Annotated in this window: 12 protein-coding genes; 4 read left to right on the top strand and 8 right to left on the bottom strand. The window is 33.7% G+C overall.

Annotation, left to right across the window (positions count from 1 at the left end; translation table 11 throughout):
* Positions 1-94 precede the first annotated feature (94 nt).
* Both Q1A01_RS01080 and Q1A01_RS01085 read left to right on the top strand, forming a co-directional pair.
* Positions 95-1,399, top strand: coding sequence for an OmpA family protein (locus Q1A01_RS01080; protein WP_299674647.1), 1,305 nt, complete (start codon positions 95-97; stop codon positions 1,397-1,399).
* Between the two features lie 162 nt (positions 1,400-1,561).
* Entirely contained in the window at positions 1,562-2,029 is a 468-nt protein-coding gene (locus Q1A01_RS01085) for a DUF6252 family protein (protein WP_299674650.1), read from the top strand.
* Positions 2,030-2,039: 10 nt separating this feature from the next.
* On the opposite strand, the gene Q1A01_RS01090 is transcribed toward Q1A01_RS01085, so the two are convergent.
* Positions 2,040-2,504 carry an ankyrin repeat domain-containing protein gene (locus tag Q1A01_RS01090; protein ID WP_299674653.1) on the bottom strand — a complete coding sequence of 155 codons (465 nt, stop codon included), beginning with the start codon at positions 2,502-2,504 and terminating at the stop codon, positions 2,040-2,042.
* A gap of 236 nt (positions 2,505-2,740) precedes the next feature.
* Between Q1A01_RS01090 and Q1A01_RS01095 the strand changes: the two genes are divergently transcribed.
* Together Q1A01_RS01095 and Q1A01_RS01100 are read left to right on the top strand one after the other, a co-directional pair.
* Positions 2,741-3,889, top strand: coding sequence for a serine hydrolase (locus tag Q1A01_RS01095; protein WP_299674656.1), 1,149 nt, complete (start codon positions 2,741-2,743; stop codon positions 3,887-3,889).
* Between the two features lie 3 nt (positions 3,890-3,892).
* Positions 3,893-4,543, top strand: coding sequence for a DUF2459 domain-containing protein (locus tag Q1A01_RS01100; RefSeq protein ID WP_299674659.1), 651 nt, complete (start codon positions 3,893-3,895; stop codon positions 4,541-4,543).
* A 5-nt stretch (positions 4,544-4,548) separates the two neighbouring features.
* Here Q1A01_RS01100 and Q1A01_RS01105 read toward each other — a convergent pair whose 3' ends face one another.
* From Q1A01_RS01105 to Q1A01_RS01135, 7 genes are all read right to left on the bottom strand, one after another.
* On the bottom strand, positions 4,549-5,436 hold the full coding sequence (locus tag Q1A01_RS01105; protein WP_299674662.1) for an alpha/beta hydrolase: 888 nt from the start codon (positions 5,434-5,436) through the stop codon (positions 4,549-4,551).
* Between the two features lie 148 nt (positions 5,437-5,584).
* Positions 5,585-6,163 carry a T9SS type A sorting domain-containing protein gene (locus tag Q1A01_RS01110; protein WP_299674665.1) on the bottom strand — a complete coding sequence of 193 codons (579 nt, stop codon included), beginning with the start codon at positions 6,161-6,163 and terminating at the stop codon, positions 5,585-5,587.
* On the bottom strand, positions 6,136-7,689 hold the full coding sequence (locus tag Q1A01_RS01115; protein ID WP_299674668.1) for a hypothetical protein: 1,554 nt from the start codon (positions 7,687-7,689) through the stop codon (positions 6,136-6,138). Before Q1A01_RS01115 ends, Q1A01_RS01110 begins: the two co-directional genes overlap by 28 nt.
* 234 nt (positions 7,690-7,923) lie before the next feature.
* Positions 7,924-8,907: a hypothetical protein gene (locus Q1A01_RS01120; protein WP_299674671.1), complete on the bottom strand. Its 984-nt coding sequence runs from the start codon at positions 8,905-8,907 to the stop codon at positions 7,924-7,926.
* A gap of 331 nt (positions 8,908-9,238) precedes the next feature.
* Positions 9,239-9,985 (bottom strand): LytTR family DNA-binding domain-containing protein, encoded by a 747-nt coding sequence (locus tag Q1A01_RS01125; RefSeq protein WP_299674674.1) that lies wholly within the window; start codon positions 9,983-9,985, stop codon positions 9,239-9,241.
* A 5-nt stretch (positions 9,986-9,990) separates the two neighbouring features.
* The gene (locus Q1A01_RS01130; protein ID WP_299674676.1) at positions 9,991-12,927 is read right to left on the bottom strand and encodes a histidine kinase; all 2,937 of its coding nucleotides are present in this window, start codon (positions 12,925-12,927) and stop codon (positions 9,991-9,993) included.
* A 31-nt stretch (positions 12,928-12,958) separates the two neighbouring features.
* Complete coding sequence (locus tag Q1A01_RS01135) at positions 12,959-13,921, bottom strand: DUF2268 domain-containing putative Zn-dependent protease (RefSeq protein WP_299674680.1); 963 nt, start codon at positions 13,919-13,921, stop codon at positions 12,959-12,961.
* Positions 13,922-13,972: the final 51 nt, after the last annotated feature.

Here is a 13,972-nt window from a genome sequence, read left to right on the forward strand (position 1 = left end):
TTAACATCAAGTCTAAAATAATTTTTTTTTTCGAGATTCTGTTAACCTTTTTAAAATCCCTCTCATAAAGATATGAAATCAACAATAACTCATTATGAAATATATATCATTAGCACTCGTGACACTCTCTTTATTATGTAGTTCACAAGCTCAAGCACAACTTTTTAAAAAAATTAAAAATAAAGTGGAACGAAAAATTGAACAAAAAGTCGATCAACAAGTAGATAAAGAAATAGACGATGTTTTTGACGGCGAAAAAAAAGAAAAGAAAAAACGAAAGAAAAAGAAAAAAAAGTCTTCAACTACTGAAACAGATGAAACTTCTGAAAACGAAACTATCACAACTCCAGAAGTAGGATTTGAAGCATATTCTAAATATGATTTCATCCCCGGAGAAAAGTTAGTAGCCTACGAAGATTTTTCTAACGATATGGTAGGAGATTTGCCTCAAAAATGGAATACAAATTTAAGCTCTGAAATTGTTACTATAAATACGACACCAGGTAATTGGATGCGTATAGGGAAAGGAGTAGGGATATATGTGTTTTCTGAAATACCGAGTGATATCCCAGAAGATTTCACCTTAGAATTTGATATTATTTATGACTTCAAACCAGACTCATGGGCTTTTAAAAGACACTTGAATATTCTATTATCAGATTTAGCAGATCCAAATACTTATATGAGCTATCATGACCAAGGAAAAAACTATGCTAAAATAGGGCTAGCAATAGGTAGCGGAAGTGGAAGAGGTATTTTTTTTACAAAAAAAACACCTAATAAAGGCTTAAATCTGTCGAGTAAAAGTTATCCGGTTTCTTTTTCAAAAGAGGGTACTGCATATGAAACTATACATATTTCTATTCTAAAAAAAGGGACACGTATTAAGGTATATTCCAATGAAGAAAAAGTGATCGATATTCCTAGAGCTACAGAATCAGATATTTTATTTAAAACGATTCGTTTTGAATCTGAAATCACTACTGAAAATGAGCATTTTTATCTCAACAATATCAAATTTGCAACAGGAGTTAAAACCTCAGATCGTTTATTTGAAAACGGGAGCTATCAAGCTCATGGGATCACTTTTGATAGTGGATCTGCTAATATCAAAGCGTCTTCATATGCCACATTAAAACAAATTGCTCAGGTAATGAAAGCAAACCCAGATACATCTTATAAGATTATAGGGCATACAGATAATGACGGAAGTGATAGTGTTAATATTCCATTATCAGAAAACAGGGCAATTGCAGTACAAAAAACATTAAAGAAAGAATTTGACATTGATTCTTCAAGACTTCAAACATTAGGAAAGGGATCATCAGAACCGCTTTCTAGTGAAAACACTGCAACAGCAAAAGCGCAGAATAGACGTGTAGAAATCATTCAATTATAGAATAGCCATATAATGGGGTCTTATTACACTACTATATAGAATTGATATGCTTTAAGAACCAGCTTATTAATCATAGTAATCTTATCTCACTAAAACACCCCATTTGTTTGTTTGCGTCTTGCAAAAGGCGCAAACATTAACAAAATAAACCACCTTCACATTATGAAAATCACCAACTATATATATGTTCTACTATTTGTAATCACTACACTTAGTGTTAGTAGCTGCGGACAGCAAGGAAAAAATCAGTCTGTTCACGCCTCAACAAATAGTTTAAAAGCAGCTATAAATGGAAAAGCCTATAAAGCTGTTCATGTTACAGGATTTATCTCTACAATACCTAATACCTTATTACTTACTGGAGCAATGGGTACAGGAGAAGATATACAATTGATACTCCCTAAAGAAATAACCCCAGGAGTATATCCTTTTGAAGATCTTCTTGTTCAAGGAAAATATCAGCAAGATGAAGAGTCAGCCGGGTTTGCGATACGTGGAGCCGTAACAATAACTACACATGATGTAGCGTCTAAAAAGATAGAAGGAATTTTCGATTTTACAACAAAACCTATAGTTAAAGAAAATCCTTCTTTTGATATTACAAGAGGAACTTTTAAAATCGCATATTAACTATAAGAGTTTATAACAAAATCTCCATGAGAGTTGTCACGCCCTGCATTTTAGCATGATCATATGCGGTATGCCCTCGATCATCTTTATGACCTTTATTAGCTCCTTTTTCTATAAGGAGCTTCGCAATTTCAGATTGTGCAAAAGTTGCTGCATAAATAAGCGCTGTAGCATTATTAAAGTTAATAGCATTTACATCTGCACCAGCATCTATAAGAAGTTTTGCAATTTCAGGATATCCTTTAAAACACACGCCCATTAATGGTGTATTTCCTGATCCATCTTTTGCATTTACATCAGGTTTATGTTTTAATATTTCTTCAGAAATATCTTTATGTCCATAATAGGTTGCTAATAATAAAGGTGTTGAACCTCTAGGGTCTTTTATATCAACGAGCTCCGGATGCGCGTTCAGTATTTTTGAAACCATCTCTAGGTCTGCAGAACGTATAGCATCAAATAGTGAGTTATTCATGGGTATTAAGATATAAAAAAACGAGATAACTACTCTTGTTTTTTGTTGAACCTGATTTATTTTTTAAGAATTCACAAATAAGAGTCGTTAACACCGTGAAATTCTTATGTCATTATCAAAAAAACTTGTTTAAAACCTACTTCTTACGATCTAAAAATGGAAAACAGTTTTCTCTTTTTCTTTATAAGAAGTAAAATAGTACTTTTAAAGTCTATGAAATAGAAACTTCACGCTAAATGAAAACACTTAGTATACTTTTTATTGTATTCCTTACTGGTTTACAAGTACACGCACAAGATTATTATTTTCCTGAGCGTAATGCTTCGTGGGAAAAAATCACTCCCAAAGAAGCCAATATAAATTCAGAAGGTCTTTCTGATGTGATCGCTTTCGCGAAAGCGAATGAATATTCAGGCTCTAGGGATTTACGTATTGCTATTTTAGAAGGCTTTAAAAGAGAACCATTCCATCAAATTTTAGGTCCTACCAAAAAACGTGGAGGTCCCGCAGGTATGATCTTAAAAAACGGAAAACTGGTAGCACAATGGGGAGACACAAAACGCGTTGATATGACATTTTCTGTTACCAAGAGTTTCTTATCGACTATGGCAGGACTTGCTATAGATCAAAATCTTATTGCAAGTGTAGATGACCCTGTAAAAAACTATATCTGGGATGGCACTTTTGATGGACGTCATAACTCTCAAATTACTTGGCGTCATTTATTACAACAAAATAGTGCTTGGCAAGGAATTCTTTGGGGAGGAAAAGATTGGGCTGATCGTCCACCTAGAGAAGGTGATTTAGATGATTGGCAATATGCAGCACCCAAAATTCCTGGAAGTGTTATGGAATATAATGACGTGCGTGTAAATGTATTATCATATAGTCTTTTACAAGTGTGGCGCAAACCCTTACCTCAAGTCTTAAAAGACGAAGTTATGGACAAAATAGGGGCTTCTACTACTTGGAGATGGCATGGCTATAAAGATGCTTGGGCAGAGATAGATGGCATCCAAATGAAATCTGTCACTGGAGGAGGACATAGTGGTGCTGGTTTATTTATAAGTGCCGAAGATATGGCTCGCTTTGGCCTACTATTTTTAAATGACGGTGTCTGGAATACAGAGCGTTTGATTTCTTCTCAATGGATACAAGATGCCATAATACCTTCTGAACCTAATGTAAATTATGGGTTTATGTGGTGGCTCAATAAAAAAGGACCTAGACATTGGGAGCAAGTAGGTGAAGATGTATACTATGCTGCTGGGTTTGGAGGAAATTTTATTATTATAGATCGCAAGCATGATCTTGTTGTTGTGACTCGCTGGTTAGAGCCTAGTAAAGTAGGTGAATTCATGGCAAAGCTCACAAAAGCATTATAAACTATGCGCTACCTAAAGCTCTTTCTAAAAAGTATTGGCTACGTACTATTGATACCTATTACGTATATTATCATATCACTTATTCTGACATACATTCCTGTTTCTGAAAAGACAGAAAACGCTGAAAAAAAACATACTATATATCTTACCTCTAATGGTGTGCATAGTGATATTATACTTCCGAAAAAGCTTATAGTTCCTGACCTTCTTAACGGACAAAAATACCATCCAAGAGAACAATATTTTGCATTTGGATGGGGAGAAGAAAATTTTTATATAAATACACCCACATGGGGAGATCTTACATTTTCTACAGCATTTAGAGCTGCTTTTTTAAAAAGTAACACATTGGTTCATGTAACACGTTATCGCATCAAACGTGACCAATGGATTGCAGTTCCTGTCACAGAAATACAACTTCAAAAACTCAATGCATATATACTTGCTGCTTTTAAAGAGGACGACAACGGAAAACAACTAATAGAAGGCGCTACATATACACCAGATCGAGATAATTTTTATAAAGCAAAAGGGAATTATATGTTCTATAAAACCTGCAACACTTGGACAAATACGGCTCTTAAAGAAAGTGATATGAAAGCGAGTTTATGGACACCTTTTGATTTTGGTGTTTTGAGGTGGTATGAAGAATAATTTTACTATTCTACAAACACTCGCTCCATAAACTTCAAAATTAAAGGCTTCATCAATTCAGGACGCCCCCAAGCAATCTCATGTCCTGTATTGGGAGTTGTAATAATTTCTATATCAGAAAAAACTTCTTTCGTATACTTCACATTTTCATAAGGAACAATATCATCTATATCACCATGTATATGTAATACAGGAACCGTAACCTCATCCCAATTATCAGCAATCAATGCTAATTCTTGCGCATGGACTGTTTTTTCATCTCCCGCAACACGATATCCTGTAGGGCACAACCAACGGGTGATCCACCATTGCGTAAATCTTGATTGCCAAATTTTCTTTTCATTATTTGGGTCAATAGCAGGAGAAATCATGACAACTCCTTTTACACGAGGATTCTCATAAGCAAGTCGAGCAGCAAGTGGTCCACCATAGGAAGATCCAATAGCTACTACATTTTCAAGATCGTAATAATCCAAAAGTTGACTCATGACTTTAGCTTGTGTATCTATAGATGTCATAGCATCTCCAAAATTTGAATACCCATATCCAGGTCTATCAATCGCATGAAGTGCTGCTTTTTTTACAAATGTAGTATCATTCAAATAGCCATTCCAAGCAGACAATGAACTTGGAGAGCCATGAAAAAACACAATATTGATATCGTTTTCAGATTGTTTAATTTGCTGTACCCTAATTTTTAGATCTAGGCTATCAATCTCAAAATAACTAATTTCTGTAGGAATCTCTTTTTTAGCAAAATATTCTTGAATTTCTTGATCACTAGATCTCCATTGTAATACTGTACAAGAAGAGCATAGTATGATAAGTATAATACTTACCCAAAGTCTTTGTAGTATCCTGCATTTAAAAACACCTGTAGTCAGATTGAGCATTTCATCATCTTTTGTAAAACAAAACAGCGTTTGAAATGTAAACCAGTTTATGTTTTTGGGTCAATGCTTTCGCGAAAGCATATACCAAATAAAACAAAAAAAGGCCATCTATCAAAAATAGACGGCCTTTAAAAATCAACGTCGTCAATTATTTTTTAATCAGTTTTTTAGTAATAAAACTAGTTTCTGAATATAAGGTTACAAAATACACTCCTGAAGATAACTTTGAAATATTAATCTCCGCTACGGGATTGCTAGTAAGTACCAATTGTCCGTTAATATTGTACACTTCAACATTTATAAGCGCTATTTCAGATGCTATCTGAATAAAGTCTGTTGCGGGATTAGGGTATATTGAAACTACACTCTCTATAGAGACATCTTGAACACTTAATACTTCTTCAATAATAAGATTTTGTGTACATATTTCCGTGTTGCCACTTGCATCAGTTGCTGTAAACGTAAGTTGGTATGTATCTGCTACTAACACTGTTCCAGCTGCTGGATCTTGAGTAATCGTTACTGAGCAGTTATCTGTTGCAGTAGTATCACCATCTGCCACATAATCTGGCAACGTAAAGGTTTCCCCTTCGTTTACTTCTATCGTCTCTAGAACAACACAATCAAGAACGGGAGCTTCATTATCTACTACCGTTACATTAAATGAGTTTGTAGCGATATTTCCTGAATCATCCATTCCTATAACAGTAACCACTGTGGTCCCCACAGAAAAATTTGACCTGCTGGTGCATCTGTCGTAAAACTTGTATTAGAACAGTTATCGTTTACAATAATTACTGGAAACGAAACCATCGCACTACACATACCTGCATCTACATTTTCTGTAATATCTGCTACAGGAACGATAGTTGGATTTATAGTATCTACCACCGTTACTGTCGCTGTACAGGAGTCTGAATTTCCAGCTGCATCCATTACTGTTAATGTTACAGTATTTGCGCCTATATTCGAGCAATCAAACTCAAATTCACTTACGATTAGTGTCGTTATATTTACATCATCTGTCGAACCTCCATCTATATTTGCTCCAAAAAGCATTGCCTCACCATTTACATCTAATACAAGTGTAAAATCTTGACATACCGCTGTAGGAGGTGTTGTATCTGTATTTGAACTACAATTTAAACTAAAACTTGTCTGCGCATCAATATTTGTCCAGTTAGTATCACTATAAGCAACATCATCTACGGTAATACAAGATAAGTTAGGGTTGTTGTTAGCCAAAAAATCTGAATCCGTAATAGCAGTATTATTACCATTTGCCACATTTAGATCTTCAAGTTGAGTATTATTACTAACCACTATTCTTGACAGCATAGAATTTCCACTTACATCTAAGCTTGTTAGAGAAGTATTTACTCCAATAAATTCATTAAGTAGATTATTAGAGCTCAAATCCAATATTGCTATCTGAGTGTTAGCTATATTTAATTCAGTCAAAGCAATGTTAGCGCTTACATTTAAATTTGTAAGTAACGTTTCTGAGCAATTAAGAGAAGTCAATGATGTAAATGCTTCGATACCTGTTAAATCTTGTATATTAAGAACTGTCAAAAATAGTTCTCCAGTAAACGATGCAGCCTCACTACACTCTATCTCATTGTTCCCATTAGTATTCACAATTGCAGATCCTAAAAGAAAGCTTTTAAAAATAGGGTCTGGTATATCTACAATACACGTAAATTCAGGACAACTCTCACTGTAAGATGAACCTGTAGGAATCATCCAATCATTATTTGGTGTAAAACTAGGATCAATCTGTACACAAGTGACCAGAGTGCCTTGTACTTGAAACCTTGTCATATTCACATTATTACCGTTGGCCATATTTACAGCTGTAAGACTAGTAGTATGCCCTTTAAAATCGGTAAGTTGGGTGAGCATACTTAAGTCTAGCTCCCCAGAAATATTTGTTTGTTCTAGTAATAATTGTGTGAGCTTTGTGTTTTGAGAAATATCTATATTCGATATAGGGTTAAAAAACGCTTGTAACGCTACAATTTCTGTAAAAGCTTCTATTCCTGTAAGATCTTGTATATTTTGATTTGCCACAGAAATAGTTCCAGTATAAGACGTGGCTTCGGTCATTTGTATTTCTCCATCGCCGTTTGTATTAATAGTTGTATTTGCTACTAATAGCGATTTAAAGGTAGCATCTGGTATGTTCACGTTTTGTGCATAACCATATAGATTAATGATTAGACATACTGCAAAAAGTAGTTTTGATTTCATAAGTTCTTTGTTTTTGTTAGTCTTTATTTATGGCTAAATAACATAGAGATCGACAGTCATTTTGGCCTCGGTTTCTGAATGTCAGTTTTGAATTTCTAAATTTTAAAAGAAGTAATAACTAGAGATACGTTTTTGACAAAACCGAAGTTTATGCTGCGTTTATCGAAGTACGAAAGCGTACAAAAAAATCCCACCATTAGCGTGTGGGATTCTTTGTAGATAAGGGTGAAAACTCTAGTTTATAGATACCGTATTACCGCATCCAGTATTTGAGCTATATACTTTGCGATTTGTAGAGCTATAATTATAACTACCCCCCGAAACGATTTCAGATTGTAGATAGCCATCCGTACTACAATCCCATCGTGCGGTTTCCCCTGGATTGATTTTAGTACCACGATTACGACTCCCTGAAGTCCCTACGTAAATAGTACGACCCATATTGTTTTTAAGAGTTACGATGTTATTATTTTCCATACGCTCCATACGTGCTTGGTGCTCTTTTAATTTTTTATACTCAGGTGTTTTTCTAATCGAGTCGTTATACTTTTTAATTTCTTCATCTCCTGCATTACGTGCAGCTTTTATGGCAGCAATATCCATCTTATCTTTTGAGGTAAGCATGTAAGCATCTTGCTTTGCTTTCATAGCTGTTACATAGTCTGTAAATAGTTGTTCAATATTGACACTTTTTATGTATTTCTGCACAGAATTTTGCCCTGCATTTCCTAACTTCTTTTTCATTTTTGAGAGAAGACCGCCTTTCTTTTTCTTTCCTTTTTTGGTCTCGTCTTGATTGCTTTGTCCTTCTTTTTTCAATAGATATATTGCAGTCACATTTTCAAAAGCGGGTACGCCTTCATTAGGAATATTATCAACTACAAAAATGACATTGTCTATCACCACATACCCATCATTGGTATAGGTGTGTTTCATATTCATAGCTAGCGGATAATGGTCCATTCTCCCATAATCACTTAATTCTGTCTGGCCAATAGATCCCCAGTCTTCTGTTACGGGTTCTCCAGTAAATCCTACAGGGATCCCTCCTGCAGTACGCTGAATACTTACTTTTATGGCAGGCCTACTTCTGCCGCCACCAAATCCCTCGTAGACTGCATTTTCTCCATTTGCCTCCAAGGCTTCAAAAAATGATTGTTGTGCTTGTGTCATTGTGACAACGGCAAAAAGGATGAATAGTGTTAAGATATTTTTCATGAGTATAATTTTAGTTAGTAACACTACAAATAACCTCCTCTTTGGTCTAAGTAATCCTTTCTAGTTTCTGAAAGTCGCAGTTGGGTTGCTAAACTTTTAAAATAAGTCCTTTTTTGAAGCCATACGCTTTCGCGAAATCGAATACACGAGATTCATAACCAAACAAAAAACAAAGCGACAAAACGTAAAAAACCAAACCCCATTACATATAATGGGGCTTGATCTTAGTATAATCTAATTTTAATGAGATATAATCATACGATAAATTTCACATTAAAAAATAATAGTTAGCGCTAACAGTTTCTGAAACCTAATTTTCAGCTTTTAAAACCTAAATATTACTTACTAACTCTAAAAATTCTTCTTTTTTGTCTTTGGATATCGAAACACTCTTTCCATTATCCATCAAAATATAACCTCCATCACTTTTTACATACTGTTGTATGAACGAAAGATTAATAAGAAAGGAGCGGTGGGGTCTATAAAAAGTGGGTATTTTATCTAATATATCTACAAAATGACGTAGAGGTTTGCTTATGAGAATTTCTTCTTGAGTTGTGTTTATTTTTGTATACATTCCATCTGCTTCTAAAAGCATAATCTCTTCAAAAGGCACAAAACGAATCCCATTAGAAACTGGGAGTGCAATTTTTTTAAATTGCGCACTGTTTAATGTCTCTTTGAGTTCTTCAAGCTTTAAATTAATTCGGCTTTTACCTAGGTTTGTGATGGCTTTTTCAACAGCTATAGCAACATTTTGAGATCTTAATGGTTTAAGTAAATAATCTACCGCAGATAGTTCAAAAGCTTGTATCGCATATTCACTATATGCTGTTGTAAATATAATCTCAAAATTAAAAGATTCTTTATCTATAAAATTTAAAATTTCTAGCCCTGAATGTTCTGGCATTTCTATATCAAGAAAAACCAATTGGGGTTCTTCTTCTTTGATTAAAGCAACACCACTTAATAAATCTTCAGCTTGGTATGTCTGCTTAATTTTTGGGCAGTTTTCTCTAAGAAGCACCTCTAAAAGTCTACGAGCTTTAGGCTCATCATCTATCAGTATTGCTTTCATTGTGTTTATATTTTATAAGGTATTTCAATGGTTACTTCGGTCCCCAGAGCATTATCATTGGAATCTTTTAAATCTTTAATGTGAACACCTACTTTATGTACTCGATTTAAGTTGATCAATTGAAGCCTATTATCTGTTGCTTTTGTAGCAAAAGAAGCATGTGCTGGATTACGACTATTTTTTATCTCACCTGCCTTCTCCCGACCAATACCATTATCCATTACTTGACATTGTATTGTATTTTTAGTTTTTGAGTGTTGAAAAAGAATAGTAAGCTCTCGTTGGTTTTTTTTATGAAGAAGACCATGCTTAATAGCATTTTCTACATACGGTTGTACGAGCATTGTTGGAATCATAATCTCATGGGTATCTAAAGAATTATCTACTGTTATAGAAAACATTAATTTATCTTCAAATCGCAGTTTTTCCAACTCTAAATACATTTGTAAACAGTCTATTTCTTCTCTAAGAGTTATACTTCCTTTATTACTATGATTCAAATATTTACGCACAAGATCTGCAAATTTTCCTAGATAATCACTTGCTAGATCTTTTTGATTCAACACAATATACTCTTGAATAGAATTAAGTGCATTAAATATAAAATGAGGGTTCATTTGTGAGCGTAAATTCTCAAGCTTTAGGCTTGTAAGCCTATTATTCTGTTGTAGTTGTTTTACTTCAATAAGTTGTAATCGTTTTCTTTTTGTAATAATACTACGCACATAAAAATATACAATTAATACTACAGATAACAGAGTTAACAAGATAAACCACCATTGTTGCCAAAATGGCAATGCGATTACAAATGAAATATGTTGTAAAGGCGACACCTCATTATTGTATCTGTTTTTGGCTCTTAATTTAAGGTTATAGGTTCCATTTTTTAGATTTTTTAAATCAAGATAGTCTACTCCTTTGTCTAATGAGGTAAAAGGCTCAGCATTGAGTTTGTATTGATAAACGATATGCTCACTTGATTGAAAACTATTTGCTCTAAAGTCTAGACGTACACTATTTTGATCATGCGCTAATTTATAATTGGGTTTATAAACAGTATCCGTGTCAGCAATTTTAATCGCTGTAAAGTAAAGTTCTGGTAAAGGTCTACTGTAAAATGTTTTTTCTTTATCTACACTAAAGATGCCTACATTACTGGCACAAACAATATGATCTTCAAAAACAATCATACCAGATATTTTATAGGAAGGTATACCGTCTCGTTTTGTGAGTGTCTTAATAGCGCCTGTAGTCCTATTAATAAGTTGTATGCCTTTATTTGTGGCAATCCATAAGTTGTTCTCATCACTTGTAATGGCTACAATTTCATTAGCAACAAGATCATTATCTGTAGAGAAGTGCCTTATCACTTGATTACCTCTTATACCGAATACACCATCTTTAAACGTAGAGATCCATATAATTCCATCTCTTGTTTGAGTGATTTGCTTACCTAAAATAGGAGCTCCATTGTATAAGATTTTGTGTGCTATTAGTTTCCTATCATATTGAATTAAGTTATCTATAGTTGCTATGTATGTGTTTTTTAGGGTTTTGTCATAGAAACCCGCATACGCTCTTTTTTTAGTGAGCGTATACGTAAAAGAGATTCTCTTTTCTAAATCATTTCTAGCCACAAAATAAGATTTACCCCCCCCTATAATAAGCAATGTATCTCTTCCTTTAATAACAAGGTCTTTTGCTCCAACTCCGTTAAGTCTAGATCCAAAAAATCCTGTTTTTAGATCCAACTCATAAGCATCAGTATCGTGGCTTATGTATAATTTATGATAATATGCATTATAACTCAAAGAAGAGACTTTACTTCCAGAAGAAGACTTTAAGATTTTAATATCATTGTTGTATAGGTTATACAAACCTATATCACCACGTACCGTCCCAAAGGCAAAAGTTTGCTCATCTATCTTTTCTAGCGTACTTACATTTGACACTGATTTTTGAATGTTATAATTTTCTACATAAATATTTGTGATTATAAAGACTCCATTACGCAGTGTTGTTAACCAATAATTATTATCCTTATCTATCACTATTTTAGTAACAAATTCATTAGATAAATACGTTTGTTCATATAAGAGTTCATTATTAGTCATTTTAAAAACATGAGCTCCTGTACTTGTTAAAAACCAAAGTTTATCATTAAGCTCGATCACACGAGTGATGAGGCATGATTTTAAAATTTCTGGAGTTCTGGTTTTATGAAGAGTATTACTTTTTCGCGAAAGCGTATAAAATATATTTTCTTTACTAATAGTATGAAAAAAAAACAGCCTTTCACCCACTTGAAATATTGTTGTTTTCTTTGTAGGGATGGCATTTTTTGCGGTTAAATCTTCAAATAAGGCTGTTGCAGTCGCAACTCTTGTCTTTTCAAAATTAAAATCTAACTTAAAAATATCTTTCTCATCTTTAAATAAAATTCCGTCCGGCACCGAAAAAGGAGAGCCTATAACACTCTTCTCTTTTTGAGAAATCACTTTTTTAGAACCATCTGCTAGAGAAACTTTAATGATTTGCCCGTCTCCAAAAATAATGAGTGCTTTATTAATTATTTTATAGTTTGCCAATGACCCTTTTAGATTGTCAGAGACATCGATAAACGTGTGAAGCTTATCATTTTCCACATAAAGAAACTGACCAGAAATATTAGTACACCAGATACGACCTTTCTCATCTTCAAATAGTTCAAAAACGGAGAGTCCTTTTTTTGAGGCATTACTGTAGCTTTTAAATTCTTTACCATCATATCTAAAAAGTCCTTTATCTGCCGCAAACCATATAAAACCATTACGATCTTCTAGCATATCATAAAACTCAATATCTGGCAATCCGTCTTTTTCTGTAAGATGTATATAAACAGGACTCTGGCCAAAACTAAAACAAGAGCTAATAAAAAATAATATGAAAACAAGATTCTTCAATAAAACTTAAAAGGTGTTAGACACAGGCAAATTAATCTTTAAATTTTTGATCATAACCACTCATTTGTAAAAAGTGTAAAGGATTATCCATTTCTAATATATCAATAATAGCTTGTTGCTTATCTATAGCTTGCTCATAGTACGATTTAGTAATTTGATATCCTATATAGTATCCAAGATCTGCAGGTTCTTCTTTTACAGTTGTAAAATTGTACAACCAGTTTTCATCAGAAACATTACAAAGTTCATTTTTAAAAGAATTCCAAAGCGCTTCTTCATGTTGATCTCCATAGGATTTTGCGATGGTATTAATTTGACCGCCAGCAAGAAGTTCTCCTATAAAATCACACTGTCCTTCCTCTAGTGTATTCTTTAACAGTGAACATTTTACTGCATTGTCACTATACATTATTTTCTGTTGTGTGTGAACATACTCGTGTGCAATCATATTACGTATTTTCTGTTTCACACTAGTACCAGATGATAACACTTTTTTAAAAGCATCATTATCAATTTCGGAAAGATCGGTAGCATTTGTAGACGCTGCAATCTCTGAACCTATTAATAAGAAATCTTCAGAGATGGTTCCGCCTGTATTAAGCATTCCTATCGCAAAACAAATCCCTTTTTCTTCAAATCTAGGGTATACATTTTTAAAAGCGGTAACAATACCTTCTAGCTCGGAAAGTATTTTGGAAATAGTAAGCGTATTTGCTCTAATAGATTGATAATATTTTGGATATGTAGCAATCACTTCTACAAACCCATCGGCAGTAAAATCTCTTACTTTTGCAAAATCTTTTAAACCTCTTGTCGCACGATCTAAATACAATCGCTGCATGGTCTGTATACTATCTGTATTGGTTTTACAGGTAGATAGCGCATCAAAAGCTTCCCAAAAATGGGTGATGTCTTTTGTTTGAACTGTTGTACTATTTTGGGCTTGTAATGTTCCTAAATATATCAGAAAGAAAAAAAGAAAAAATCGTTTCATTGTGTTTAGAATAAAAGGTTCATCTGCTTAAAATGAATAATCATTATATAA

It is taken from the genome of uncultured Dokdonia sp., from assembly GCF_947492815.1.
Taxonomy (GTDB): domain Bacteria; phylum Bacteroidota; class Bacteroidia; order Flavobacteriales; family Flavobacteriaceae; genus Dokdonia.